The sequence below is a fragment of the Chromobacterium sp. LK1 genome (assembly GCF_001043555.1).
Classification (GTDB): Bacteria; Pseudomonadota; Gammaproteobacteria; order Burkholderiales; family Chromobacteriaceae; genus Chromobacterium; species Chromobacterium aquaticum.
Map to the genome: position 1 here is coordinate 117,741 of NZ_LDUI01000001.1, position 24,428 is coordinate 142,168.

At 66.0% G+C, this 24,428-nt stretch carries 24 protein-coding genes and 1 pseudogene; 7 read left to right on the top strand and 18 right to left on the bottom strand.

Annotation, left to right across the window (positions count from 1 at the left end; all coding sequences use genetic code 11):
• Positions 1–88 precede the first annotated feature (88 nt).
• The 11 genes and pseudogenes from VI26_RS00480 to queC all read right to left on the bottom strand — a co-directional run bounded on the left by VI26_RS00480 (position 89) and on the right by queC (position 7,248).
• Positions 89–601, bottom strand: a complete 513-nt coding sequence (locus tag VI26_RS00480) for a hypothetical protein (protein ID WP_048407778.1) — start codon at positions 599–601, stop codon at positions 89–91.
• 25 nt (positions 602–626) lie between these two features.
• Positions 627–1,475, bottom strand: coding sequence for a phosphoserine phosphatase SerB (gene serB, locus VI26_RS00485; protein WP_048407779.1), 849 nt, complete (start codon positions 1,473–1,475; stop codon positions 627–629).
• A 52-nt stretch (positions 1,476–1,527) separates the two neighbouring features.
• Positions 1,528–1,983, bottom strand: coding sequence for a DoxX family protein (locus VI26_RS00490; protein ID WP_048407780.1), 456 nt, complete (start codon positions 1,981–1,983; stop codon positions 1,528–1,530).
• A gap of 121 nt (positions 1,984–2,104) precedes the next feature.
• A complete protein-coding gene (locus VI26_RS00495; RefSeq protein WP_053074151.1) occupies positions 2,105–2,854 on the bottom strand; it encodes a DUF2063 domain-containing protein in 750 nt (249 codons plus the stop codon).
• Positions 2,841–3,668, bottom strand: a complete 828-nt coding sequence (locus VI26_RS00500; protein WP_231461308.1) for a DUF692 domain-containing protein — start codon at positions 3,666–3,668, stop codon at positions 2,841–2,843. Before VI26_RS00500 ends, VI26_RS00495 begins: the two co-directional genes overlap by 14 nt.
• Positions 3,669–3,717: 49 nt before the next feature.
• Positions 3,718–3,993 carry a DUF2282 domain-containing protein gene (locus VI26_RS00505; RefSeq protein ID WP_048407782.1) on the bottom strand — a complete coding sequence of 92 codons (276 nt, stop codon included), beginning with the start codon at positions 3,991–3,993 and terminating at the stop codon, positions 3,718–3,720.
• A gap of 158 nt (positions 3,994–4,151) precedes the next feature.
• Positions 4,152–4,412: a DUF2282 domain-containing protein gene (locus VI26_RS00510; protein WP_048407783.1), complete on the bottom strand. Its 261-nt coding sequence runs from the start codon at positions 4,410–4,412 to the stop codon at positions 4,152–4,154.
• Between the two features lie 295 nt (positions 4,413–4,707).
• Positions 4,708–5,343: a 7-carboxy-7-deazaguanine synthase gene (gene queE / locus VI26_RS00515; protein ID WP_048407784.1), complete on the bottom strand. Its 636-nt coding sequence runs from the start codon at positions 5,341–5,343 to the stop codon at positions 4,708–4,710.
• A gap of 185 nt (positions 5,344–5,528) precedes the next feature.
• A complete protein-coding gene (locus VI26_RS25215; protein ID WP_231461316.1) occupies positions 5,529–5,885 on the bottom strand; it encodes a 6-carboxytetrahydropterin synthase in 357 nt (118 codons plus the stop codon).
• 9 nt (positions 5,886–5,894) lie between these two features.
• Positions 5,895–6,230: pseudogene (locus VI26_RS25220) on the bottom strand (6-pyruvoyl tetrahydropterin synthase family protein); the annotation flags it as partial.
• 319 nt (positions 6,231–6,549) lie between these two features.
• Positions 6,550–7,248 carry a 7-cyano-7-deazaguanine synthase QueC gene (queC, locus tag VI26_RS00525; RefSeq protein ID WP_048407786.1) on the bottom strand — a complete coding sequence of 233 codons (699 nt, stop codon included), beginning with the start codon at positions 7,246–7,248 and terminating at the stop codon, positions 6,550–6,552.
• Between the two features lie 363 nt (positions 7,249–7,611).
• On the opposite strand from queC, the gene VI26_RS00530 reads away from it, so the two are divergent.
• Positions 7,612–8,724: a M35 family metallo-endopeptidase gene (locus tag VI26_RS00530; protein WP_048407787.1), complete on the top strand. Its 1,113-nt coding sequence runs from the start codon at positions 7,612–7,614 to the stop codon at positions 8,722–8,724.
• 264 nt (positions 8,725–8,988) lie between these two features.
• Here VI26_RS00530 and dcuC read toward each other — a convergent pair whose 3' ends face one another.
• The 7 genes from dcuC to VI26_RS00565 all read right to left on the bottom strand — a co-directional run bounded on the left by dcuC (position 8,989) and on the right by VI26_RS00565 (position 16,895).
• On the bottom strand, positions 8,989–10,338 hold the full coding sequence (gene dcuC, locus VI26_RS00535) for an anaerobic C4-dicarboxylate transporter DcuC (RefSeq protein WP_048407788.1): 1,350 nt from the start codon (positions 10,336–10,338) through the stop codon (positions 8,989–8,991).
• Positions 10,339–10,471: 133 nt separating this feature from the next.
• The gene (locus VI26_RS00540) at positions 10,472–10,990 is read right to left on the bottom strand and encodes a DUF5610 domain-containing protein (RefSeq protein WP_048407789.1); all 519 of its coding nucleotides are present in this window, start codon (positions 10,988–10,990) and stop codon (positions 10,472–10,474) included.
• Between the two features lie 245 nt (positions 10,991–11,235).
• Positions 11,236–11,931: a DUF5610 domain-containing protein gene (locus VI26_RS00545; RefSeq protein ID WP_053074152.1), complete on the bottom strand. Its 696-nt coding sequence runs from the start codon at positions 11,929–11,931 to the stop codon at positions 11,236–11,238.
• A gap of 423 nt (positions 11,932–12,354) precedes the next feature.
• Entirely contained in the window at positions 12,355–13,437 is a 1,083-nt protein-coding gene (glpQ, locus tag VI26_RS00550; protein WP_048407790.1) for a glycerophosphodiester phosphodiesterase, read from the bottom strand.
• 422 nt (positions 13,438–13,859) lie between these two features.
• A complete protein-coding gene (locus VI26_RS00555; RefSeq protein ID WP_048407791.1) occupies positions 13,860–14,876 on the bottom strand; it encodes a Gfo/Idh/MocA family oxidoreductase in 1,017 nt (338 codons plus the stop codon).
• A 164-nt stretch (positions 14,877–15,040) separates the two neighbouring features.
• Positions 15,041–16,039, bottom strand: a complete 999-nt coding sequence (iolG, locus tag VI26_RS00560) for an inositol 2-dehydrogenase (RefSeq protein WP_197081329.1) — start codon at positions 16,037–16,039, stop codon at positions 15,041–15,043.
• Positions 16,029–16,895: a MurR/RpiR family transcriptional regulator gene (locus VI26_RS00565; protein WP_048407792.1), complete on the bottom strand. Its 867-nt coding sequence runs from the start codon at positions 16,893–16,895 to the stop codon at positions 16,029–16,031. The genes iolG and VI26_RS00565 overlap by 11 nt, the downstream gene beginning before the upstream one ends.
• 204 nt (positions 16,896–17,099) lie before the next feature.
• Between VI26_RS00565 and VI26_RS00570 the strand changes: the two genes are divergently transcribed.
• The 6 genes from VI26_RS00570 to iolD all read left to right on the top strand — a co-directional run bounded on the left by VI26_RS00570 (position 17,100) and on the right by iolD (position 24,425).
• Positions 17,100–18,143 (top strand): sugar ABC transporter substrate-binding protein, encoded by a 1,044-nt coding sequence (locus VI26_RS00570; RefSeq protein ID WP_048407793.1) that lies wholly within the window; start codon positions 17,100–17,102, stop codon positions 18,141–18,143.
• Between the two features lie 68 nt (positions 18,144–18,211).
• Positions 18,212–19,357, top strand: coding sequence for an ABC transporter permease (locus VI26_RS00575; protein WP_082150805.1), 1,146 nt, complete (start codon positions 18,212–18,214; stop codon positions 19,355–19,357).
• Positions 19,354–19,503 carry a hypothetical protein gene (locus VI26_RS24180; protein ID WP_156183687.1) on the top strand — a complete coding sequence of 50 codons (150 nt, stop codon included), beginning with the start codon at positions 19,354–19,356 and terminating at the stop codon, positions 19,501–19,503. Before VI26_RS00575 ends, VI26_RS24180 begins: the two co-directional genes overlap by 4 nt.
• Positions 19,490–20,284, top strand: a complete 795-nt coding sequence (locus tag VI26_RS00580; RefSeq protein ID WP_048407794.1) for an ATP-binding cassette domain-containing protein — start codon at positions 19,490–19,492, stop codon at positions 20,282–20,284. The genes VI26_RS24180 and VI26_RS00580 overlap by 14 nt, the downstream gene beginning before the upstream one ends.
• A gap of 329 nt (positions 20,285–20,613) precedes the next feature.
• Positions 20,614–22,572, top strand: coding sequence for a 5-dehydro-2-deoxygluconokinase (gene iolC, locus VI26_RS00585; RefSeq protein WP_048407795.1), 1,959 nt, complete (start codon positions 20,614–20,616; stop codon positions 22,570–22,572).
• Positions 22,569–24,425: a 3D-(3,5/4)-trihydroxycyclohexane-1,2-dione acylhydrolase (decyclizing) gene (gene iolD / locus VI26_RS00590; protein ID WP_048407796.1), complete on the top strand. Its 1,857-nt coding sequence runs from the start codon at positions 22,569–22,571 to the stop codon at positions 24,423–24,425. The genes iolC and iolD overlap by 4 nt, the downstream gene beginning before the upstream one ends.
• Positions 24,426–24,428: the final 3 nt, after the last annotated feature.

The following is a 24,428-nucleotide window of genomic DNA, read 5'->3' on the forward strand; positions in this document are numbered from 1 at the left end:
AAGGAACGCTGGGAGGGCGGGAAAAAACGGGGGCCAAGCCGCAGGCAAAACCGATCAGGAGGTTTTGCCCATTCTTTGCGGGTCAGGCTCAGCGTTCCAGTATCGCCTTGCGATGGCGGCGGAACACCCATTTTTCCCACAGCAGGTGGGTGGCTTCGTCGAAAGCGCCGCTGATGTCGGCGCAGATCAGATAGTTGCCGTTTTCGCCCGGCGTCACCGTGCGGATGCGGGCGGCGAGAAACAGCAGCAGCGCGGAGTCGGGATTGGGGCATAGCGCCACCAGCACCGGCTCGCTGCCGTGGTTGGCGTGGTCGGAGATCCAGGCGATGCTGTCCAGGCCCAGCCGGCACGGCGTCAGCGGCGCTCGTTCGGGGTGGCGCGACAGCAGCGATACTTCCAGCGCCAGGTCCAGCTTGGCTTCCAGCCGCACCAGCATCGGGTCGGCTTCGGGCAGGGTTTCGGTGGGCGCGGCCAGCACCCGCAGCGCCAGCCGGGTTTCGCGCTCCTGGCGCGCCGGACAGATCCCGCCAGGCAGCGGCTGTACCGAGAACGGCAGTTCGGCGTCAAAGCTGGCGCTGCCCAGTTCAGGAAATAAGCTCATCGGTCGGCTCCCGTGGCGTGCGTGTTCAGTGGTACAGGTTCAGGATGCGGTCCAGCCCGCCGTGGTTGATGGCGATGTCGGCCTGGGCGCGCACCACCGGCTTGGCGTGCACGGCGATGCCGACGCCGGCTTCGGCCAGCATTTGCAAATCATTGGCGCCGTCGCCCATCGCCAGCACCTGCTCCGGCTTAAGCCCCAATGCCTCGCGCTGCTGGATCAGCAGCCGCTTCTTGGCGGCGGCGTCGACGATGGGCCCGCGCACCCGGCCGGTCAAGGCGCCGTTTTCCACTTCCAATTGATTGGCGAAGGCGAAGTCCAGGCCCAATTCGGCTTTCAGCCTGTCGGTGAAGAAGGTGAAGCCGCCGGAGACCAGCATGAACTTGACGCCATGGCGCTTGCAGGCGGCCAGCAAGGTCTCGGCGCCCGGCATCAGCCGGACTCTTTCACGATAGACCTGTTCCAGCGCGCTTTCCGGCAAGCCGCGCAGCAGCGCCACTCGCTCCGCCAGCGAGGAGGAGAAGTCCAGCTCGCCGCGCATCGAGCGCTCGGTGATGGCGGCCACCTGCGGCTTGAGGCCGTTGAGATCGGCGATCTCGTCTATGCACTCTATGGTGATCAGCGTGGAATCCATATCCGACACCAGCAGACCGAAATCGGCGAAGCTGCGGCCGGCTTCGACATAGGCGCCGTCGTAAGCCCATTGCTCGCACAGCGCCAGCGCCGCGGCCCGTTGCGCCGGCGCCGCGCCGCGCAGGCGCGCGACGCTGGGGCTGGGATGATCCATATGGGTGGCCTCGGCGAGATGGGCCAGTTCATGCAGATGATGCGGGTCCAGCGTGTCGGCTTGGATCACCAGGGTGTAGGCAGGGCTCATGGCGTGGCGGGTCAATGCGTGTCGGAATCGGCATTATGCCACGCCGCGCCGCTCAACGTTCCGCCCAGCGCCGCAGCCACGCGTCCACGGACAGCAGGCCGGGGCCGAAGGCGAGCACGGTGGCGATCAGCATGCCCCAGTAGTAATGGAATTCGCGGGTGGCCTCGGTCAGCCCCGGGTAGCTGATCACCGCCACTGCGTTGAGGATGAACAGGCCGGCGGCGGCGAAGCGCGCGCCCAGGCCCAGCGCCAGCAGCGCGGACAGGCCCAGTTCGCCGGCGGTGGCCAGCAGCGCGGCGATGGCGGGCGGCAGCAGCGGCACGTGGTATTCCTCGGTGAACAGCAGCAGGGTGGTGTCCCAGTCGTCTATCTTGGTCAGACCGGATTTGAAGAACACATTGGCGATCCACAGCCGGAACAGCAGCAAGAGCAGTGGTTGTAGCAGATCGCCGCCGCGTATCAGCCAGCGATAGGGCGTGTTGAGGCGGGAGCAGGTCAAGGGGTTCATGGCGGGTGTCTCCTGTGTGTTGAGTATGGTTCAGCAGTGGCGGATGGCAAATCGTGGGTGTGAGTATCCCCTCCATGCCCGCAAGCTTGGATGAGATTCGGTGCTCAGGGTTTAAGCGTGTTTACAGTGTGAGGTCCTGGATCAGGCCCTGCTGGAACAGCCGCAGCAGGCCGGCCTGCAGGTCGAAGTCCGCTTCGGCGGCCAGCGCCTGTTCCACCGCGCTCTCCAGCATTGCGCCGTCGAGGAAGGCTTGCAGCAGCGTGGCCAGGCCGGGACCGACGATTTCGACTTGAACCCGGCCCTGAAGGCGGTAGACCAGCGTCGCCTCCGGCTGCCGGTGCAGGTCCACGTCCAGTTCCACCGGCTGGCGTTGGTGGGCCAGCCAGATCGACGCCGCCGGCCAGCGGCTGAGCAGGGCGGCGACATCGGGCAGCGGCCGCAGTCTGAGCTCACCCCAGCGCTGCTGCGGGAAGGCGGCCAGCGCGGCGCTGTCCACTGGCGCGGCGTCGGCGGCGTAGTAGGCGCGGTGGACCCGCCATTCCAGCCGCGCGACATCGGCCAGATAAGGCAGTTCGCGCGCGTGTTCGAAGCCGGCGATGAAGTCGCCGAAGCCGGCGCCGTACAGATGCAGATTGCCGCTGTGCGACGGATGGCCGCCGATGAAGGCGCGGGCCAGGCCGGTGAAGAAGTCCTCGCCCACCAGTTGGCGGCAGACCGGATAGATGAAGGCCAGGGTGTCGATCAGCCCCACCCGGTAATTGTTGCGGTAGACCGCGAGGCCGGCCGGGTTCAGCGCCGGCGCCGCTTCCACCGCGCGCGCCGGATCGGCGATCTGTTCCAGCAGTTCCGCCTGCCAATCAGACCAGTTCATGCGCGGCCTCCAGGATGGCCTGAGCCTTGGCGGCCTCGCCGCGCAAGGTGGCCAGCGGCGGAATTTCCAGATCCCATTCGATCAAGGTGGGCCGCGGGCCCAGCCGGGCGATGGCTTCGCGGTACAGCTGCCAGACGCCGTCGTGCACCGGCTGGCTGTGAGTGTCCACCAGCATGCCTTCGCGTTCGCTGTAGCCGGCCAGGTGGATTTCGCCTATCGCCGCCGCCGGCAGCGCGTCCAGCACCGCGTCGGTGTCCACGCCCAGGTTGACGCGGTTGACGTAGAGATTATTGATGTCCAGCAGGATGCCGCAGCCGGTGCGGCGCACCAGTTCGGCCAGGAACTCGCCCTCGTGCATCTCGTTGCCGGGGAACTCCAGATAGCTGGACAGGTTTTCCAGCAGGATGGGCCGGCCCAGCGCGTCCTGGGTTTCCGCGACGTGGCCGGCGATCACCGCCAGCGACTCGCGGGTGTAGGGAATGGGCAGCAGATCGTTGACGAAGCGGTTGGCGGAATGATTGAAGGACAGGTGTTCCGATACCGCAGCGGGCTGCATCGCGTCCACCAGCCGCTTGAGCGCGGCCAGGTGAGTCGGGTCCGGGCGCGCGGCCGAGCCCAAGCCCAGGCCGACGCCGTGCAGCGACAGCGGCCAACAGGCGGCCACCTCATGCAGCATGCTCCATGGCATGCCGCCGTCGAAGAAGTTCTCGCTGTGCACTTCCACCCAGCCCAGGTCCGGGCGGCTGTCCAGCGCTTCGCGGTAATGCGGGGCGCGCAGGCCGATGCCGCAGACCGCGGGAAGCTTGGTTTTCATCGTCATTCCCTTCGATGCGCGGCTCCGGACGGCTGGTCCGGCGGCGCGATCAAGATTGCTTGGGCGGCGGCGTGGTGCTGCCGCCCAGGCTCTCGCAAGTCCCCTTGGGCACGCTGTGCCACTCATTGGGGTCGTTGTCCACCTTGGCTTCGCCGGCGCAATAATGGGCGCCGTCGGCGGAGGCGCAATCGTTCTTGCCGGCCGGGGTGACGCCATAGCATTTTTCCTTGGGCTGAGGCGCGTCCTCGGCCTGTGCCGAGGCGGCGACGCCCAGCGCGATGACGGCGCCGACGGCGGAGGCAAGCAGTTTGCGAGTGGTGTTCATGTCAGTCTCCTGTGGGGATGTGCGGGCCGGCCCTTGGTGGGTTTTAAGACCGGCGTTTGGCAAACCTCGCTGAGACTACATGGATTTGAAATTTGTTCTTTCAGATTTCGTTCAGATTCCGGCCGGAGCGCGGTGGCCGCGCCCCGGCCGGGTCCGGCTTACTTCTTGGGCGCGGTGTTGCCGCCCATTTTCTCGCAGCTGCCCTTGGCCACGTATTTCCAGTCGCCCGGGTCCTTGTCCATCTTGGCCTGGCCGGCGCAGGAATGGGCGCCGGTGGCGGACGCGCAGTCGTTCTTGCCGGCCTGGGCGATGCCGTAGCACTTCTCTTTGTCGGCGGCGGCGGCCGGCGCGGACGCCAGCGCGCCGAAGGCTACAACGGCGCCGAGAGCGGAGGCGATCAGGGTTTTGCTGGTACTCATGGTGTTTCTCCTGTTTAACGGCTTGAGGCCGAAAATTGATGGTGCGGATTATAAACGAGCCCGTGTTTCCCGCCCTTGCTTTCACTGGGGCGGACATGGGTTGAGTCGGGGGCCTTGCCGGCTTCTTACACTGTAGATGCGAATTTTTTGATTCGCCGCGCCGCCTGGCCGCCCTTCTTGCCGGTAAGTCGGCATCAAGGCGGTTTCATTACGGCGGAGCGCGATTTTTTCTTGCGGGAGGAGCGAGGGGGCAGGGGAGGCGGGTAAGGATTGGGCCCCGCGGGGCCCGGCAAGTTCAGCGGATATTGGTAACCTTATGTGTCTGCACCGACAAGCGCCAGCGCGGATGCGCCATGCAGTAGGCGATGGCGGCACGGGTATTGGCGGCCAGCTCCGGTCCATCCATCGGTTGCAGATAGAAGGTGTCGAAGTCCAGGTGCTCCACCGTTTCCGGCAGCTGCGTCGCCTGCGGATAGACCAGCTTCAACTCATCGCCGCTTTGCAGCAGCAGCTCCGCGCCGGCCTTGGGACTGACGCAGATCCAGTCCAGCCCAGGCGGCGCGGCCACGGTGCCATTGGTTTCCACCGCCACCTCGAAGCCGCGGCGGTGCAGTTCGGCGATCAGCTCGGCGTCCAGCTGCAGCAAGGGCTCGCCGCCGGTGCACACCACATAGGGTACGCCGCCGGCGCCGGCCGGCCATTCGGCGGCGATGCGTTCGGCTAGCGCCGCCGCGCTGTTGAATTTGCCGCCGTCCGGGCCGACGCCGACGAAGTCGGTGTCGCAGAACTGGCAGACCGCCTTGGCGCGGTCCTGCTCGCGGCCGGACCACAGATTGCAGCCGGAGAAGCGGCAGAACACCGCGGCGCGGCCGGCTTGCCGGCCTTCGCCCTGCAGCGTGTAGAAGATTTCCTTGACCGTGTAAGTTGTCACAGCGCGTTCTCTAAATGTAATGAAGGGACAGGCTTAGAACGTGTTTACGATCTTGCGAGCTAAGGCGAGACAAGGCGAAAACGAGCGAAAAAGCGGAATGTACTCGTGGTACATGAGCACTGAGCTTGGTTTCAACGCCCATTTCTATCCATCCCGCCGACGCGCAGCAGATCGTAAACAGGTTCTTACAGCAGCGGCCAGCGCATATCGTCATGGAACATCAGCGACACGCCGCGCTGTTCCTGTTCCATCAGGTCGATGCGCGCCAGTTCCGGCACCAGCGGCGCTAGATGGGCATGCACCCATTCCGCCACCGAGGCGCTGTCGCCGCCGCGCACGCCGCTGAGCCGGTCCAGCGGATTGTGGTCCAGCTGGCGGTAGATGGGCTTGAAGCGGTCCTTGACGTCGCCGAAGTCCAGCAGCCAGCCCATGGTCTGGTCCAGCTTGCCGGTCAACATCAGCCGGACCAGATAGCTGTGGCCGGTGTAGGCGCCCTGATCGTTGAAAGGACGGGCGCTTTCGAAGCGCTGTTCCTTCCAGATGCGGAAGCGCTGGCCGTCGAACTGGCTGCCGGCGCTATGGGTTTCGCGCACCTCTACCCAGGCCAGGCCCGGCAGGGTGTCGGCCAGCCGCTGGTGCAGCCATTGCGCCAGCACTTCGCTGGTGGGGTTGTCCAGGCCGGCGATGTCGTTGAGGTAACGGTGATTGAGTTCGCCGAACAGCGGCAACCAGGCGGCTTCCAGCCGCGCGTGGTCGCTGAGTCCGGCGTCGGCGGCCAGGCGCACGCCGAAACCGTGGCCGTGCAGACGGCCGCATTTGTGGCCAGCCGGCACATGAGGCAGTTGATGGGCGGCTTCGAACTGCACCTGTATCCAGTTAAAGGCGATGTCGCCGTCCAGCGTCACGCCGCGCTGCGGCGAGCTTTGCAGGCTCAGCGCCGCCGGGCAGGGCAGCGCCGCGCGCAGATGGGCGGCCAGCGCCAAGTCGTCGCACTGGGCCAGTTGGCGGTTCAGATCGGCGTAGTCCAGCGGCGCGACGGCGGCGTCCAGCGCCGCTTGCAGCCGCTCGTGGCCGGGATATTGGGCGTCGGCGCGGGCGATGACGCGGAAGCTGTGGCCGTGCGGGCGCGCGGTACGGTCTGGCGCGCCGGCCACCTGCCGGGCGGCTTCGAAGCGGGCTCCGGAAATCAGGCTGGAGGTATGCATGTCAGCTCTCCGCGCGGGTTTGGCAGCGGACGATCAGCGGGTCGGGCACGCCGGCATCGGCGAAACCCTTGGCGCGCAGTTCGCAAGACGCGCAGCGGCCGCAGGGCGGCACCTGTCCGTTGTAACAGGTGTGGCTCCAGGCCAAGGCGTCCATCGCGCCAACTTGTTGCGCCAAAGCCACGGTTTCCGCCTTGGACAGATACATCAGCGGCGCGTGTAGCTCCACCCGGCTGTCCATGCCCAGGCGCAGCGCCACTTCCAGCGCCTTGAGGGTGTTTTCGCGGCAATCGGGGTAGCCGGAGTAGTCGGTCTGGGCCACGCCGGTGACCAGGTGGCGCGCGCCGCGGGTATAGGCCAGCGCGGCGGCGAAGGTCAGGAACACCAGGTTGCGCCCCGGCACGAAGGTGTTGGGCAGCGCGTCGTCGTCGCGGGCGCCGTCTTCCGGCGCGATGTCGGCGTCGGTCAGCGCGTTGCCGCCGATGGCGGCGAAGGTGTCTATCGGCAACACGGTCTGGCGCACGCCGGCCAGTTCGGAGATCTTGCGCGCGCAGTCCAGTTCGACGCGGTGGCGCTGGCCGTAGTCGAAGGTGACGGCCTCGACATTGCCGCGGCCGAAGGTGCGCAGGGCCCAATACAGGCAGGTGGTGGAATCCTGGCCGCCCGAGAGGACGACCAGAGCCTTTTCAGGAGTCTGGTTCATGGTGTTCGCCATTCGATAAACAGTCGAAGGTTGGGATGCGGAGCCGGGCGCGGCGCGGGCCTGCCGGCATGTCGCCTGCCTGGATCGGTCTCACCAAGCAGGGCAACCCATTACTTTAACCTAGAACAAGCCATTTGATGAAGCGTGCCAAAAAACAGACAGCCGCGGATTTTCTGTCGGCGGGCTGGCTTTTCTTGATTGAAATCATCTCTTTGTCATGTATTTAATGACTTTCGCATTCGAAATATGTATGCGGCCATTTCAATAACACGTGATGACAAAGGAGTGGAACGGCTGAAAACCTTCCGTTTGGCGGCTTTGACCGCGGCGGTGGGGCTGCCGCTTCCGCCATGGAGAAAATCAATGAAGAAACTGTTGCCGATTCCGTTGTTCGTGATGGCTCTGGGGAGCGGCCTGGTCCAGGCGCATGATCTGCAGGTGAGCGTGGCCAAGCAGCAGGCCGCGGTGGCGGCGGATCAGGATGTCGAGGTGGTGCTGAATTACCGCAATACCGGCAAGGAGACCTTGCATATCTACAAGTGGTATCTGCCGGGCAAGGATTTGCAGGAACAGATTTTCGAGGTCAGCCGCGACGGCAAGCCGGTCAGCTACCTGGGGCCGCGCTACAAGCGGGTGACGCCCACCATCAAGGACACCGTGGCGCTGGCGCCGGGCGCTTCGCTGAGCGTCAAGGTCAAGGTGTCCGACTACTATGACATGTCGCAAAGCGGCCGCTTCGACGTGCGCTTCCAGGCTGCCAGCTCCCGCGTGCTGAACCGCGCCGCGCCGCAGCTGAACGCCAAGATCGCCTCCGGCGCGGAAGCCGCCGCTGCCGCCGACGAGGTACTGAGCTCGAATACCGCCAGCGTGTCGGTGGCCGGCCGCAGCAGCAAGCTGCTGAAACAGTCGCTGGACGCGCAGCGCGAATGGTCCATCCTCAGCCGCAAGGCCGCCGCTTCCAGCGTCAGCTACGCGGCCAATTGCTCGGTGAACCAGCAGAGCCAGACCAATGGCGGCGTCAGCGCGGCCATCGGCATGGCCAATGATTCGGTCAGCTATCTGTCCGGTTCCCCGTCCGGCACGCCGCGCTACACCACTTGGTTCGGCCAGTATTCTCAGGCCAACTGGAATACCGCCAAGTCGCACTACGTCAGCATCAAGGACGCGCTGGACACCAAGCCGATCAGCATCGATTGCGGTTGCACCCAGGGCGGCACCTATGCCTACGTCTATCCGTCGCAGCCGTACAAGATCTATCTGTGCGGCGCGTTCTGGAGCGCGCCGACCAGCGGCACCGACTCCAAGGGCGGCACCCTGGTGCATGAGCTGTCCCACTTCACCGTGGTGGCGGGGACCAGCGATCACGTCTACGGCCAGACCGGCGCCAAGAACCTGGCGAAAACCAATCCGACCCAGGCCTTGAACAATGCGGACAGCCACGAATACTTCGCCGAGAACACCCCGGCCCAGCAATAAGCTTTCCCTTGCGCCATGAGAAACGGCCGCCTGAGGGCGGCCGTTTTCTCTTCGGCGGGAACCGGGTTTGGCGGCGCTTCAAACGCCTTATGGCTGAAGCGCAGCAGATCGGAAACGGGTTCTCAGAGCCTGTTCAAAGTCTCGCGAGCTAGGGCGAGACAAGGCGTTGCGGCTAAGGAGGCGGAATGTACATACGGTACATGAGCATTTCGAAGCTGTTTTCAACGCTGTATCGCCGACGCGCAGCAGACATTGAACTGGTTCTCAGGCCGGCACCAGCGCCAGCGTGCCCAGCACCACGATCACCAGGCCGACGATCACCGGCACCGAGGTGCGCTTGACGATCTCGAACGGCGACACCTCGCCCATGCCGGCGCAGGCCACCACCACGCCGGCGACCGGCGACACAGTGCGGCCCAGATTGGACGCCTGCAGCATCGGAATGGCGAGGAAGGCCGGGTTAATGCCGGATTCGGCCGCCAGCTTGGGGATCAGCTCCACGAAGGCGTAGAACGGCGCGTTGCCGGAGCCTGTGGTCAGCGCCGCCAGCGTGGTGATCGCCACCAGCACCAGCATCAGCACCATGGCGCCGGAGCCGAAGGACTGCGCCAGGCCGATCAGCTGGCTGATGAAGCCCAGCGCCGACAAGCCGTGGGCGAACACCCCGGCGGCGACGATCAGCATCACCACGCTGCTGAAGGCGTCGCCCATGCCCTTGTAAGCCACTTCCAGGCCGGCGAACACCGGCGCGGCGCGGCGGTGGCGCAGGAATTCCACTACCGCGGCCAGCGCGATGCACAGGATCAGCACGGTGACGATGTGCAGCTCCGGCGCCAGTTTGCCGTTGAACACCAGCACGCCGGCAATGGGCGTGAATGGCAGCAGGCAGTACAGCGCCGGCGCGTCGGTGATGATTTCATGCGCGTCCTGGCGCGTCAGCGGCAACTGCGCCTTGCGGTCCAGGTAGCGCTGCCAGAAGAAATGGGCGCAGCCGATGCCGACGATGGCCAGCAGCGAGATCGGCAGCGTGGTCTTGAAGGCGAAGTCTATCAGCGGCATGCCCGAGGCCTGGGCGGCGATCACCACGTCGCCGGAGGTGGGCGACAGGATCAGCGCCGCCGGCGACGCGCAGATGGCCGCAGCCGCGCCGCGGCTGATGCCCATGTTCACCATCAGCGGGAACAAGGTGGCCATCAGCAGCACGCCCAGGCCGGTGGCGGACGACACCGCCAGCGACAGCAGGCAGGCGACGAAGTAGGCCGCCACCATCAGCACGTACGGCGACTTGATGCGGCTGAGCGGTTTGGAGGCCAGCTTGACCACCATGTCGTTGGCGCCGATATGGGTCATATAGCCGGCGAAGCCGCACAGCGCCATCACCATCAGGCCCAGGTCCGCGGCGCGGCTGCTGAGCAGGGATTTGACGAACTCGGCGATGTCGGTGACGGCGTGGCCGGTGGCGGCCATGTTCTTGGGCAGCACCGGCAAGCCTTGCAAGGCGGTGGCGGTCAGCAGCGCCAGCCCGCCCAGCATCAACACGCCGGTGGCCGAGTAGCCTTTGAAAATGGCCCGCCCCACCAGCAAGGTGACGAGCGCTCCTATCAGTAATTCCATGTCCAGCTCTACGTAAATAACAAAATAATAATTTACTAAAAAATGTAATTGCAAATATACGTATATGGACTGAGTTTGATGTGAAACAAGGAAAGCGCCGCCGCCGCGTCGCGGTGACGCTTGCTGCGCGGGTTTAAACCGAGGTCTGGCCGAAGGCGATCAGCGATACCGCCACCTGTTCCTTGGCCGAGACCAGCTCATGGTAAGCCTGGTGCAACAGGCCCAGGGTTTCCAGCATCTGGTGGGCTTCGTTGAAGCCGCAGTCCAGGCTCTGCCGCGCCACCGCCAGGAAGATGAAGCGCTGCTGCATCAGCGATTGGCTGGGGTGCTGCTGGCGGTACAGCGTGTAGAGCCGGTAAAAATCGCGGACGATGCGCTCGGCGGTGGCCGCCGGGCCTGATTCCTGGCCCAGCTGCGCCAGCGGGTCCTTGTCCAGCAAGGGCAGGTCCAGCGCGCAGCTGAGCGGGTCCATCACCGCGTGGTGGAACAGCTCCAGGAATTGCCTATGGGCATTGAAGCGGATGTCGGCGTCGCCGCCGGCCTGGGCGGCGGGCGATTGCTGGCGGCCATGTTTGTCGTGCTTGTCTGGATGAGCGTGCTGCTGGCCGGCGGCGTGGCCGGCCAAGGTGAGGCTGACGGGCGAGATGGGCATGGCGGTCTCCTTAAGAGCCGCTGCTCGAGCGGGGCGCGGGTGGTCGATGCGTTCGACTGCCTGCCGCCTTGAGCGCTCGCTGTCAGCGGATCTTGCAAACTGCCGCTAGGCTGACTAGCGGCATCCGGCGGGAAACGGCCCTGCGATGATGCTGGGTGCTGAGTTTTCCCCGGCCATGCCTGTTTTTCGGCCAGTCCGGGGAAAACTTGATTGTAAATTTAAAACTATTTTCAGTTTAAATCGAACTAGCTGGATGAGGTACTGGTTGACGTGCTGGCGGAGGCGCCGGTCGCGGCGCTGTCGCTGCCCTGGGGCTTGGGCGTCATGCTGGCGACGAAGTCGTCGAAGCCCTTGTTGACCAGGTCGCGGGTCTTCTTGACCTCGTCGGCGATGCTGCCGTTGAACACCTTGAGGCCGTTGAGCACGTTCACCGCCTCGGCATAGCCTTTTTCAAAGCCGCCGCGCACGATGTCGACGAAATTCTTGGCCTGTTCTTCCTGGCTCATTTCCGGGTGTTGCTTGGCATAGGTGCTGAAGAAGCTGAGCGCGCCGGACAGGATGCGCTGGGACGTGCCCTCCGGCGAATTATCCTCGCTCATTTTCTGCTGCAGGATATTGGGCGTCTGCTGCGCGCCTTGGGCGTTCTGGGCCGTCTGCGCGCTCTGGCCGTCGGAGGCGGCCTGGGCGCCGGCGCCGCCGTTCAGCTGGTCGGCCAGGATCTGGTTGATGCTGTCGATGGCGGTGCGGTAGAGCAGGGACAGCGATTTGCCGTCGGTGTTGGTGGACACGTCCAGATTGGCCACCAGCTGCGCGTTCAGCTGATTGCGCGCGGTGACGGTGCTGCTGACGTTCTGGCTGGAGGACGTGCTGGTCTGGCTCTGCTGGGCGCTGACGCCGAGCTGACTGCCGACGGACGGGTTGTTCACGGAATTGACGGACATAGTGCGCTCCTTAGCGGAAAGGGCGTTGAGATCGGCCGCCGGATGCGGCGCGACGCTTTCATGCCCAAGGCGCTGTTGGTGTTGGTCGACCTGGTCTGAATCTATTGTGTTTATTGGGACTTGCGCGGTGGGCGCAAGGAAACCGAGGGCTGCCTTACCTCAGTATGGCCATATTTTCGGCCGGGCCGGCGGAAACTTGAGGCTTATTTCGGTGAGCGCGTGCATGCGGCAGGCAGAGCCCAGGCTGGCGTTGGGCCGGCCCGGCTCAGGCGTTGACAGCCGGCGGCCGCTGGCTTCGGAACGCGCGCTTAGGGCCGCTAACAAAAGCTCGCAGAGAACCTGAGCCAAGGCGCGCCGACGCAGGCAGTACAAGTCGTACGACAAGGAGGCGCAACGCCGGATCAGGGGTTTTGTTAGCGGCTCTTAGCGGTGCTGTTTCTGACGGCGCAGGAAATCCACCGCCAGGTCCGGGAAGTCGCTGAAGGCGCCGTCCACCTGGGCGCGGTTGTACACCGCGTCCAGCAACTGGTCCATATTCTTGGCGTAGGCCGGCAGCGCGTCCTTGCGCAGGGTGTAGGGGTGGATCACCAGGCCGTTGGCGTGCGCGGCGTGGCCCATGCCGGTGAGCTTGATCTTGCCTGGGGTCGAGGCCTTGTCTATCAGCATCGGGTATTGCGGGCCGATGCCGTCGGCGTACTTGGCGATTTCCTTCATGCCTTCCGGACGGAACATCCAGTCATAGCTGTAGTTCACCCACTGGCCGGCGGCGTTCTGTTCGAAGGTTTCCTGCCAGTCGGTGTAAGCGATCAGCTGCACCAGCTTGAGGTCCATGCCGGCCTTGGGCATCAGCTCGGTCTTGATGCGCTTGAGCTCGTTGAAGTCGAAGCACTGCAGATAAACCTTGTCGTTCTTGCCGGTGTAGCCGTAGCGCTTGAGCACTTCCAGCGCCTTCACCGTGATGTCCTTGCCTTCCTGACGATGGAACCACGGCGCCTTGATTTCCGGGTAGAGGCCGATGTCGCGGCCGGTGGAGTGATTCAGGCCCTGGATGAATTCGATCTCCTCTTCAAAAGTGTGGATGCGGAAATCGGACTTGCCCATCGGGAAGCGGCCGGGATAGCTCTGACGCTTGACACCCTTGTCGATGTCGAAGCCTTCGGTGAAGCGCAGCGATTTGATTTCGGCCAGGGTGAAGTCGATCGCGTAATAGCGGCCATCCTTGCGCGCGCGCTCGGGAAAGCGCTCGGCCACGTCGGTGACGCGGTCCAGGTAATGGTCGTGCAGCACGATCAGCCTGTCGTCCTTGGTCATCACTAGGTCCTGCTCCAGGTAGTCGGCTCCCTGGGCGTAGGCCAGCGCCTTGGACGGCAGCGTGTGTTCCGGCAAGTAGCCGCTGGCGCCGCGGTGGGCGATGACGATCTTGTCAGCGGCCAGGACCTGGGCGGACGCGGCCAGGCCGATGGCCAGCGTGACGGCGGCGAGCAGGGGTTTGCAAGCGAATGACATGGCTTCTCCTTTGTATATAAGTTCGCAACGGGCGTTGGCGCGACGCCATGATCGGGCGCACGGATGTCGGCGTGATGAAACCCGGTCAGTCCATCGGCATCGCCATGGTTTTGTTTTTGCTGAAAGGAGTAGGACGATAGGGTATCGCCGCGCCGGCGACAAGCCCTCCGGCGCGGTAGTTTTGAAGGTGTTCACGCCCTTGCGGCAACCGCGAGGCCAGCCGTTTTCACGTCTTTCTTCCTTGCTCCCGCCGATTCGCGGCAGATCGTGAACAGGCTCTTCGAGCCTGTTCAAAGTCTCGCGAGCAAGAGCGAGACAAGGCGAAAACGGCTGAGAAAGCGGAATGTACAAGCGGTACATGAGCATTTCGAAGCAGTTTTTAACGCCGTATCGCTGAAGCGCAGCAGACATTGAACAGGTTCTTACAACTCCACCGCCTGCCGGGTCCTCAAGGCCTCGGTAATGGCCAGGCCGATGCGGGTGGCTTCGCGGGCGTCGGCCAGGCTCAAGGCCAGCGGCCGATCCAGGCGCGCGGCGTCGACGAAGTGCTGCAGCTCCAGCGTGAAGGCTTCGGCGAAGCGCTGGTAGAAGTCCGTCACGCATTCATTGCGCACGCCGTGGCGGTCGCTGATCTCCACCCGGTTGGCGCGCGGGTTGGCGCCCACGCTCAGCCGGCCCTGGGTGGCGAAGATCTCGGTCAACGTTTCATGGCCGTGGGCCTGAGTGCGCGAGGCGTAGAAGCAGGCCAGCTTGCCGTCCTCGAACTCGCACATCGCCACGCCGTTGTCCACGTCGCCGTATTGCGCCAGCGCGCCGTGCACCGCGTTGACGCCGCTGGCCCATACCCGCAACGGACGCGGCGCGCCCAGCAGCCAGCGCGCCAGATCGATGTCGTGGATGCTGCAATCCATGAAGATGCCGCCGCTGGCGGGGGCGAATTGCACGAAGAAGCCGCTGTCGTCGTTGAGATCGCAGGTTTGCGAGCGCACCAGATAGGGCCGGCCCACCAGGCCCTGCGCCAGCTTGGCGGCGGCGTCCTGGTAGCTGGGGTCGAAGCGGCGCACGAAACCCACCATGGCCTTGAGTTCCGGGCGGCGGGCGGCGGCGCGCTCCACTCGCAGGCAGTCCTCCAGATTCAGCGCCAGCGGCTTTTCGCAGAACACGTGTTTGCCCGCGTCCAGGCAGGCGATGATCTGCTCGGCGTGTAGCGCGGTGGGTGTGGCCAGCAGCACCGCGTCCAGCCCCGGTTCGGCCAGCAGTTCGTCCAGCGCGGCGTGGCCGGCGGCGTCGGGCAGTTCCCGGCGCGCCCAGTCCAGTTCTTCCGGCAGCGGCGAGCAGACGGCGATCACGCGCGCGCCGACGATGCGCTCGCGCAGATTGAGCGCGTGGCGGCGGCCCAGCCGGCCCAGGCCGGCGACGCCAAGGTTTAATGTAGACATGACAAGCCTCCCTGTTGAGTTAGAACCTGTTCACGATCTGCTGCGCTTAGTGAGATGCGACACGGTGAGTGCCGCTTCGAAATGCTCATGTACCATTTGTACATTCCGCTTTCTCAGCCGCAACGCCTTGTCTCGCTCTTGCTCGCGAGATTGTGAACAGGCTCTTAGACCTGATCCAATTCGACGACCTGACCCGAGCGCCAGGAGCGGGTGGCGGCGTCGGCCAGTTCCAGCGCGCGCACGCCGTCCTCCACCGTGGTGCGCGGCGCGGCGCCGTCGCGCATCACCTCCAGAAAGTGCGCCATCTCGGCGGCGTAGGCTTGGCGGTAGCGTTCCAGGAAGAAGGGCTCGGGCAGGTCGGCGGCCACGGCGCGCTCGCCGTAGGCGATCACCTCGGTGGGGCGGTGGTTGCCGGCCTGCAGCATGCCGCGGCTGCCCAGCACTTCGAAGCGCTGGTCGTAGCCGTAGGCGGTGCGGCGGCTGGTGTTGATCTGGCACAGCCGGCCCTGGCGGGTGCGCAGCGTCACCGCCGCGCTGTCGGCGTCGCCGGCGGCGGCGATGGCCGGGTCGCTCAGCGCGCTGGCGCTGGCGTGCACGCTGAGGACTTCGTCGTCCAGAATCCAGCGGCAGATGTCGAAGTCGTGGATCAGCATGTCCTTGAAGATGCCGCCGGAGCGGCGGATATAGTCCAGCGGCGGCGCGCCGGGGTCGCGGCTGGTGACGATGAGCATTTCCGGCGCGCCGATCTCGCCGGCGGCTAGCCTGGCCTTGAGCGCGGCGAAGGTGGGGTCGTAGCGGCGCTGGAAGCCGATCAGGCAGGGCACGCCGGCCGCCGCCACCGCCCGCGCGCACTGGCGCGCGCGCTCCAGCTCCAGGTCCACCGGTTTTTCGCAGAAGATGGCCTTGCCGCGCGCGGCGGCGGCCAGGATCAGCTCGGCGTGGGTGTCGGTGCTGGCGGCGATGATGACGGCGCGCACCGCGGGATCGTCCAGCGCTTGTTCCGCGGCGCAGGCCTCGGCGCCGTGGGCGGCGGCCAGCTCCCGCGCCGCCGGCGCGTGACTGTCCACCACGTATTTGAGCCGCATGCCCGGCAGGCGGGCTAGGTTGGCGGCGTGGATCTTGCCGATGCGGCCGGCTCCGAACAGCGCTGCGTCAATCATCATATCCTCCAGTCTCCTTGGTTTCTTCTATGTTCAGCTCCAGCCGGCAGGCCAGCGCGATGAACAGCGCCTGGCACAGACAGATGGTGCTGGTCAGCGAACGGAAGGAGAAGGCCGAGCCTTCCCTGACCGTCAATACCGCGTCGGCCCCGCGCGCCAGCGGGCTGAGCTGGCTGTCGGTGATCACCAATTGCCGGGCCTTGTGCTGCGCCGCCACCCGCGCGCAATAGCGGCTTTCCTTGCCATAGGGCTGGAAGCTGATGGCGATCAGCACGTCTTGTTCGCCAATGCTGCGGATCTGTTGCGGAAACATGCCGCCCAGGCCGGACAGCAGATGCACTTTCTTGGCGGTGTGCTGCAAGGCGTAGGCGATGTAGGAGGCGATGGGAAACATGCGCCGCACCCCGGTCACGTAGATGTTGTCGGCGTTCAGCAGCAGTTCCACCGCCGCCTCCAGCTGCGCCTCGTCCAGCGCGGCGTCCAGTTCTTGCAGACCTTGCTGGCAGGCGGCGATGAAGTCCCGGGTCATGCCGGCGGCGGAGCGCTGCTCGTCGCGGTTGGCGATCAGGCTCTGGATGCGCTGGCGGTAATTGGGCTGCGGCGCGCCCTGTGGCGTAAATGCGTCACGGAACACGGTCTGCATCTCGGAAAAGCCGGCAAAGCCGAAGCGCTGGGCGAAGCGGACGATGGCCGAAGGCTGCACTTCGCAAGCCTGGGCGATGTCGGTAATGCGTTGCAGCATCAGCGTGCCCCGGTGCTGCTCCACGTAGCCGGCAATCACTTTCAGCTGCTTGCTCAGCGTGTCGTATTCGGCGGCGATGCGCTGCATCAATTCCTCGGCGGGGGCGGTGTTGGCCATCGGCGGACTCTCCTAAGATTTTGGCCAGTATACGTTTTGTGTCGATATTCGAAAATATATTTCTATTAAAAAACATATTTGGAAAATTATTTGCAGAATAGAGCGAAAGCTCTTAAGGTGATTTCACGCCCGGCGCCGACAGTGGCCGCGGCCGACACCATGGCGGGCCCCACGATGGGCCGGCTGATAAGAAGGAGGAGAGAGATGCAGCAGCGATCCTGGAAGTGTAAGTGGAGGTGGGCTCTGCCCACGGCGGCGCTGGCGCTCTGCGCGCTGGCCCAGCCGGCGCTGGCAGCCGACGCCCGTGTCGTGCTGGTCAGCCACGCGCCGGATTCCGACGCCTGGTGGAACACCATCAAGAACGCGATCAAGCAGGCCGGCGAGGACTTCAACGTGCAGGTGGATTACCGCAATCCGCCCAATGGCGACCTGGCCGACATGGCGCGTTTGATTGAGCAGGCGGCGGCACGGCGGTACGACGGCGTGATCGCCAGCATCGCCGATTACGATGTGCTGAAGCGGCCGCTGGGCCAGGTGGTGGCCAAGAGGATTCCGCTGATCACCATCAATTCCGGCACCATCAAGCAAAGCGAAAGCCTGGGCGCCTTGCTGCACGTAGGCCAGCCGGAATACGACGCCGGCTTCGATTCCGGCAAGCAGGCCAAGGCCGCCGGGATCAAGAGCTTCCTCTGCGTCAACCACTATGCCACCAACCCGGCCTCCTTCGAGCGCTGCAAGGGCTTCGCCGACGCCATCGGCGCCGATGTGCGCAAATCCACGCTGGACGCCGGCGACGACCCCACCGGCATCGAAAGCAAGGTCAGCGCCTATCTGCGCAACAATCCCGGCACCCAGGCGCTGCTGACGCTGGGGCCGACCTCGGCCAGCCCGGCGATCAAGGCGGTGAAGAAGATGGGCCTGGCCGGCAAGCTCTACTTCGCCACCTTCGACCTGTCCGAGGACATTTCCAAGGCGATCAAGGACGGCACCATCAAGTTCGCCATCGACCAGCAACCCTATCTGCAGGGCTATATCCCGGTGGCAGCGCTGGCCATCGTCAAGCGCGATAAGACCGCGGACCCGGCCAAGGTGGAAGCCGCGCTCAAGGCCAATCCCAAATTCCAGGCCCGGCTGAGGGAGTACGGGCTGGTCCCCCTCTATAAGGGCCGCCACATCAACTCCGGCCCCGGCTTCGTCACCAAGGACAATATCGCCAAGGTGGAGAAGTACGCCGGGCAGTTCCGCTAGCCGCCGTTTTCCGATGGATCTGACGCCCGGCGCGGAATTACCGGCCGCCCGGGGCAAGGAGCAGAGCAATGAGCATGAGCAAGGCCAGCCCGGGCAAGGCCGCGGGCATCCGCATGGCGCCGCCCGGCGATGATGAAAGAGTGCGGCGGCTGTCGCTGTTCGACCGGCTGATGGGACGGCCGGAATTCGCCGCCGTCGCCGGCGCGGCGCTGGTGTTCGCGGTGTTCGGCGTCGGCGCCGGCGGTTCCGGCATGTTCGCGGTGGACGGCATCGTCAACTGGTCGCAGGTGGCGGCCTATCTCGGCATCATCGCCATCGGCGCCTGCCTGCTGATGATAGCCGGCGAGTTCGATCTGAGCCTGGGCTCGATGATAGGCTTCGCCGGCATGATGGTGGCGATCCCGCCGCTGTACTTCGGCTGGCCGTTCTGGCTGGCCGTCCTGTTCGCCTTCGCCGGTTCGCTGGCGGTGGGCTGGCTCAACGGCTATCTGGTGCTCAAGACCCGGCTGCCGTCCTTCATCGTCACCCTGGCTTTTCTGTTCATCCTGCGCGGCCTGACGCTGGCGCTGTCCATTCTATTCGCCAACCGCACCATCGTCAGCGGCGTCGGCGACCTGGCGGCGGCGGACCCGCTGGCGCAATGGCTGTTCGTCGGCCATGTCGGCGCCGGCCTGTTCCACTGGCTGGCCGGCATCGGGGCGATCGCCTCCTTGCCGGACGGCGGCGCGGCGGCGGCCGGCGTGCCCAAGGTGCTGCTGTGGTGGCTGGCGCTGGCGGCGATCGCGGCCTTCGTGCTGGCGCGCACCCGGATCGGCAACTGGATCTTCGCCGCCGGCGGCGACGCCAACGCCGCCAAGAACGTGGGGGTGCCGGTCAAGCAGGTGAAGATAGGCCTGTTCATGTTCACCGCCTTCTGCGCCTGCCTGTTCGCGGTGCTGCAAGTGTGCGACGTGGGCTCCGCCGCCGCCGACCGCGGCCTGCAAAAGGAGTTCGAGGCCATCATCGCCGCGGTGATAGGCGGCTGTCTGCTCACCGGCGGCTACGGCTCGGTGGTGGGCGCCTGCTTCGGCGCGCTGATCTTCGGCGTGGTGCAGATCGGCATCACCTACACCAATATCAATTCCGACTGGTTCCGCGTCTTCCTCGGCCTGATGCTGCTGATGGCGGTGTTGTTCAATCACTATGTCAGACGCCGCGTGACGGAGGCCAAATGATGGTCACGACCGGCAAAATCCCTGCGGCCGCGTTGCGCCTCCTTGCCGTACTCAATGTACTGTCCGCATCGGCGCGCCTTGCCGCGGCCGCTGCGCCGAACAATCCTGGCCGCGGGCCGCAAGGAGTCGAAGATGAAACCGTGTGACGACTACATCTTGGAGCTGGATCAGGTCAGCAAGACCTTCGGTTCGGTGATCGCCTTGCAGAAGGTGGATTTGCAACTGCGCCGCGGCGAGGTGCATTGTCTGCTGGGCGACAACGGCGCCGGCAAATCCACGCTGATCAAGACCCTGGCCGGGGTGCACCGGCCCAGCGGCGGCGAATACCGGGTGGACGGACAGCCGGTGCGCTTCGACTCGCCGCGCCAGGCGCTGGACCTGGGCATCGCCACCGTTTACCAGGACCTGGCCCTGGTGCCGCTGATGTCGGTGGCGCGCAATTTCTTCCTGGGGCGGGAGCCGATGAAGAAATGGCTGGGCCTGCTGCCGGTGCTGGATCTGGAGCTGGCCGGCGAGGTGGCGCGCGACAAGCTGGCGGAAATGGGCATCCACATCCGCGACCCGCATCAGGCGATAGGCACCCTGTCCGGCGGCGAGAAGCAATGCCTGGCCATCGCCCGCGCCATTTACTTCGGAGCGCGGGTGCTGATCCTGGACGAGCCCACCGCCGCGCTGGGCGTCAAGCAGAGCGTCAATGTGCTCAAGCTGATTTCCAAGGCGCGCGACAAGGGCATCTCGGTGATCTTCATCACCCACAACGTCAACCACGCTTACCCGATAGGCGACCGCTTCACCCTGCTCAACCGCGGCCGCTCGCTCGGCACTTACGCCAAGGACTCGGTCAGCAAGGAGGAGGTGCTGGACATGATGGCCGGCGGCGCGGAAATGCAGAAACTGATGGCCGAGCTGGACGGCGTCCATATCTAACAACGGTATCGCCACGAAATCCACGAAACCATTTTTAGCCACGGAAACACACGGAAGGACACGGAAAAAGACAGCGTGGATGCAAACGTGGCTTGCGTGCTGTCTCGTGGGTTTCGTGGTTGGCGTTTTGGATTTTGAGCCATGGGAATACATGGAAGCACACGGAAAAAAGCGGAAAACGAATAGCGCCAACTACGACCCCCAAGTTAAAGAACCACCAAGGTTTTATTGGGTTTGTCAGTGTATTTCCGTGTGTTTCCGTGGCTAAAAATGCCTGCTGATGTCTCTTTATGTATTCCGTGGCCAATCAAGCTTTCGAAGGAGGATGAATGCAAAACACCACCCGTTTCGCCAGCGGCCGCGACCGCGACCTGGTCTGCCTGGGCCGGCTGGCGGTGGACCTGTACGCGCAGCAGCTGGGCGCGCCGCTGGAAGACGCGGCCAGCTTCGCCAAATACCTGGGCGGCTCCTCCGCCAACATCGCCTTCGGCGCGGCCCGGCTGGGTTTGAAATCGGCGATGCTGTCCCGCGTCGGCGACGAACAGATGGGCCGCTTCCTGCTCAAGACCCTGAGCGCCGAAGGTTGCGACGTCAGCCAGGTGAGGGTGGACCCGGAGCGGCTGACCGCCCTGACCCTGCTGGGCATCAAGGACCGCGACACCTTCCCCCTGCTGTTCTACCGCGAAAACTGCGCCGACATGGCGCTCGGCGCCGATGACATCGACGAGGACTTCATCGCCGGCAGCCAGGCCTTGCTGATCACCGGCACCCATCTGTCCCGGCCCGGGGTGGAGGCGGCCAGCCGCCGCGCGCTGCAATACGCGCGCCGCCACGACGCGCGCACGGTGCTGGACATCGACTACCGGCCGGTGCTGTGGGGCCTGGCCGGCCGCGGCGACGGCGAAACCCGCTACATCTCCAGCGCCGAGGTCAGCGCCCATTTGCAGAAGCTGCTCTCCGAGTTCGACCTCATCGTCGGCACCGAGGAGGAATTCCTGATCGCCGGCGGCGCGGCCGAGCTGATGCCGGCCTTGGCCCGAGTGCGCGCGCTGAGCCGGGCGGTACTGGTGGTCAAGCTGGGGCCGCTGGGCTGCGCGGTGATTCCCGACGCGGTGCCGGCGCGCATCGAGGACGCCTTCAGCGTGGCCGGCGCGCCAGTGGAGGTGATGAATGTGCTGGGCGCCGGCGACGCCTTCCTGGCCGGCTTCCTGTCCGCCTGGCTGCGCGGCGGCGACTACGCCGAATGCTGCCGCCGCGCCAACGCCTGCGGCGCGCTGGTGGTGTCGCGCCACGGCTGCGCGCCGGCGATGCCGACCCCGGCCGAGCTGGAGCGCTTTCTCGCCGCGCCAACGCGGCGGCCGGGCGAGGACGCGGCCTTGAGCCGGCTGCACCGGGTCAGCGCGGCGCGGCCGCGTTGGGACGAATTGTGCGTGTTCGCCTTCGACCACCGCAGTCAGTTCTTCGAACTGGCGCGCGCGGCGGGCGCGGACGAGACGCGGCTGCCGCGTTTGAAACAGCTGCTGGTGCAAGCGGTGGCCGACGTCGAGCAGCGCTTGGGCCTGCACGGGCGGGTGGGGGTGTTGATCGACGAGCGCTACGGCGCCGACGCGCTGTACGCCGCCACCGGCCGCGGCTGGTGGGTGGGCCGGCCGGTGGAGCTGCCCGGCTCCAATCCGCTGGTGTTCGAGCAAGGCCGCGCGATGGCCGGCGCCTTGAACGCCTGGCCGCGCGAGCAGGTGATCAAATGCCTGGTCCAGTACCACCCGGACGATGAGCTGGACAACCGGCTGGAACAGGAGGCGCAGGTCCGCGCGCTCTACGACGCCGCCCAGGCCAGCGGCCACGAATTGCTGCTGGAAATCATCCCGTCCAAGGATTTGCCGCGCGCCGACGACACCGTCTACCGCGCGCTCAAACGCCTGTACAACCTGGGCGTCCACCCGGACTGGTGGAAGCTGGAGCCGCCCACCGCCGCGCAATGGCCGGCGCTGGACGCGCTGATCGCCGAGCGCGATCCCTATTGCCGAGGCGTGGTATTGCTGGGCTTGAACGCGCCCTTGGACGAGCTGCGCCGGGGCTTTGCCGCCGCGCGCGCCAGCCGCAGTTGCCGCGGCTTCATGGTGGGTCGCAGCCTGTTTCAGCGGCCGGCCGAGCGCTGGCTTGCGGGCGAGATCGACGACGCCGGCCTGGTGGCCGAGGCCGGCGCCCGATTCACTGAACTGGTGGCGGTCTGGCGCGAGGAACGCGGCACGGCCGGCCGCGCGCTCAGCGAGGAGGGCGCGCGATGAGCACGATTCGCTTAACCATGGCCCAGGCGCTGGTGCGCTACCTGGCCGCGCAGCGGGTGGAGCTGGACGGCGAGGAACTGCCCCTGTTCGCCGGGGTGTGGGCCATCTTCGGCCACGGCAACGTCGCCGGCCTGGGCGAGGCGCTGCAGCAGGCCGGCGACAGCCTGCCCACTTGGCGCGCCCACAATGAGCAGGGCATGGCCCACGCCGCCATCGCCTACGCCAAGGCGCATTTCCGCCGCCGGATGATGGCGGTGACCAGCTCCATCGGCCCCGGCGCCACCAATCTGGTTACCGCTGCGGCGTTGGCCCACGTCAACCGGCTGCCCTTGCTGCTCTTGCCCGGCGACGTGTTCGTGTCGCGCGCGCCGGACCCGGTGCTGCAGCAACTGGAAGCGCCGCAGGACGGCACGCTGTCGGTCAACGATTGCCTGCGGCCGGTGTCGCGCTATTTCGACCGCATCGTCCACCCGGCGCAGCTGCTCACGGCGCTGCCGCGCGCGCTGGCGGTGCTGACCGATCCGGCGCAATGCGGGCCGGCCACGCTGGCGCTGCCGCAGGACGTGCAGACCATGGCCTGGGACTATCCGGCCGACTGGTTCCGGCCGCGGCTGTGGCGCATCGCCGCGCCGCCGCCGGAACCGGACGCGTTGGAGCGGGCGGCGCGGGCGCTGGCCGCCGCGCGGCGGCCGCTGATCGTGGCCGGCGGCGGCGTGCTCTACAGCGCCGGCGGCGCGGCGGCCTTGCGCGCCTTCGCCGAGCGCCACGGCGCGCCGGTGGCCGAAACCCAGGCCGGCAAGAGCGCCTTGTCCTGGGATCACCCGCTGCAATTGGGCGCGATCGGCGTCACCGGCTCGCCGGCCGCCAACCGGCTGGCGGAACGGGCCGACCTGGTGCTGGCGCTGGGCAGCCGCTTGCAGGACTTCAGCACCGGCTCCGGGCAGCTGTTCCGCCAGGCGCGGCTGCTCAGCGTCAACGTCAACGCGCTGGACGGGATCAAGGCCGACGCCGTGGCCCTGAGCGGCGACGCCGCGCTATGCCTGGACGCGCTGTCGGCGCGGCTGGACAGCTGGAGCGCCGACGCCGGCTGGAGCGCCGAGGCGCGCGCGCTGGCAGAGGACTGGCGCGCGGAGACGGCGCGCGTCACCGGCCAGCGTCAGCCTCGCGGCCGGCCTTACGACGGGGAAGTGATCGGCGCGGTGCAGCGCCACCCCGGCTCCGAGCGCGACGACATCGTGGTCTGCGCCGCCGGCACCCTGCCGGCCGAACTGCACAAGCTGTGGCGCGCGGCGACGCCGGGCGGCTACCACCTGGAATACGGCTATTCCTGCATGGGCTATGAAATCGCCGGCGGCCTGGGCGTGAAGATGGCGCGGCCGGAGCGCGAAGTCATCGTGATGGTGGGCGACGGCAGCTATCTGATGATGAACAGCGAGCTGGCCACCTCGGTGATGCTGGACCGAAAACTGATCGTGGTGCTGCTGGACAACCGCGGCTACGGCTGCATCAACCGCTTGCAGCAAGCCTGCGGCGGCGCGCCGTTCAACAATTTGCTGGACGACTGCCGCCAGGGCCGCCACGGCGCGCCGCGGGTGGATTTCGCCGCCCATGCCCGCGCGCTGGGCGCCGAGGCCGAGCACGTGGCCGACATCGCCGGCCTGGAGGCGGCGCTGGTCCGCGCCCGCGCCGCGGAACGCAGTTATCTGATTGTGATCGACACCGATCCGGCGCGCACCACCGAGGCCGGCGGCTGCTGGTGGGAAGTGGCGGTGCCGGAGGTATCGGAACGGGCCGAGGTCCGCGCCGCGCGCCAGGCTTACGAAGACCGGCTGCGCCGGCGTCAATACGAATAGCGG

Excerpts from the sequence above, each read along its gene's own strand:
- VI26_RS00480 (WP_048407778.1), bottom strand. The coding sequence starts at position 601 with ATGAGCTTATTTCCTGAACTGGGCAGCGCCAGCTTTGACGCCGAACTG.
- serB (WP_048407779.1), bottom strand. The coding sequence starts at position 1,475 with ATGAGCCCTGCCTACACCCTGGTGATCCAAGCCGACACGCTGGACCCG.
- VI26_RS00490 (WP_048407780.1), bottom strand. The coding sequence starts at position 1,983 with ATGAACCCCTTGACCTGCTCCCGCCTCAACACGCCCTATCGCTGGCTG.
- VI26_RS00495 (WP_053074151.1), bottom strand. The coding sequence starts at position 2,854 with ATGAACTGGTCTGATTGGCAGGCGGAACTGCTGGAACAGATCGCCGAT.
- VI26_RS00500 (WP_231461308.1), bottom strand. The coding sequence starts at position 3,668 with ATGAAAACCAAGCTTCCCGCGGTCTGCGGCATCGGCCTGCGCGCCCCG.
- VI26_RS00505 (WP_048407782.1), bottom strand. The coding sequence starts at position 3,993 with ATGAACACCACTCGCAAACTGCTTGCCTCCGCCGTCGGCGCCGTCATC.
- VI26_RS00510 (WP_048407783.1), bottom strand. The coding sequence starts at position 4,412 with ATGAGTACCAGCAAAACCCTGATCGCCTCCGCTCTCGGCGCCGTTGTA.
- queC (WP_048407786.1), bottom strand. The coding sequence starts at position 7,248 with ATGAACCAGACTCCTGAAAAGGCTCTGGTCGTCCTCTCGGGCGGCCAG.
- VI26_RS00530 (WP_048407787.1), top strand. The coding sequence starts at position 7,612 with ATGAAGAAACTGTTGCCGATTCCGTTGTTCGTGATGGCTCTGGGGAGC.
- dcuC (WP_048407788.1), bottom strand. The coding sequence starts at position 10,338 with ATGGAATTACTGATAGGAGCGCTCGTCACCTTGCTGGTGGGGCGGGCC.
- VI26_RS00540 (WP_048407789.1), bottom strand. The coding sequence starts at position 10,990 with ATGCCCATCTCGCCCGTCAGCCTCACCTTGGCCGGCCACGCCGCCGGC.
- VI26_RS00545 (WP_053074152.1), bottom strand. The coding sequence starts at position 11,931 with ATGTCCGTCAATTCCGTGAACAACCCGTCCGTCGGCAGTCAGCTCGGC.
- glpQ (WP_048407790.1), bottom strand. The coding sequence starts at position 13,437 with ATGTCATTCGCTTGCAAACCCCTGCTCGCCGCCGTCACGCTGGCCATC.
- VI26_RS00555 (WP_048407791.1), bottom strand. The coding sequence starts at position 14,876 with ATGTCTACATTAAACCTTGGCGTCGCCGGCCTGGGCCGGCTGGGCCGC.
- iolG (WP_197081329.1), bottom strand. The coding sequence starts at position 16,039 with ATGATGATTGACGCAGCGCTGTTCGGAGCCGGCCGCATCGGCAAGATC.
- VI26_RS00565 (WP_048407792.1), bottom strand. The coding sequence starts at position 16,895 with ATGGCCAACACCGCCCCCGCCGAGGAATTGATGCAGCGCATCGCCGCC.
- VI26_RS00570 (WP_048407793.1), top strand. The coding sequence starts at position 17,100 with ATGCAGCAGCGATCCTGGAAGTGTAAGTGGAGGTGGGCTCTGCCCACG.
- VI26_RS00575 (WP_082150805.1), top strand. The coding sequence starts at position 18,212 with ATGAGCATGAGCAAGGCCAGCCCGGGCAAGGCCGCGGGCATCCGCATG.
- VI26_RS24180 (WP_156183687.1), top strand. The coding sequence starts at position 19,354 with ATGATGGTCACGACCGGCAAAATCCCTGCGGCCGCGTTGCGCCTCCTT.
- VI26_RS00580 (WP_048407794.1), top strand. The coding sequence starts at position 19,490 with ATGAAACCGTGTGACGACTACATCTTGGAGCTGGATCAGGTCAGCAAG.
- iolC (WP_048407795.1), top strand. The coding sequence starts at position 20,614 with ATGCAAAACACCACCCGTTTCGCCAGCGGCCGCGACCGCGACCTGGTC.
- iolD (WP_048407796.1), top strand. The coding sequence starts at position 22,569 with ATGAGCACGATTCGCTTAACCATGGCCCAGGCGCTGGTGCGCTACCTG.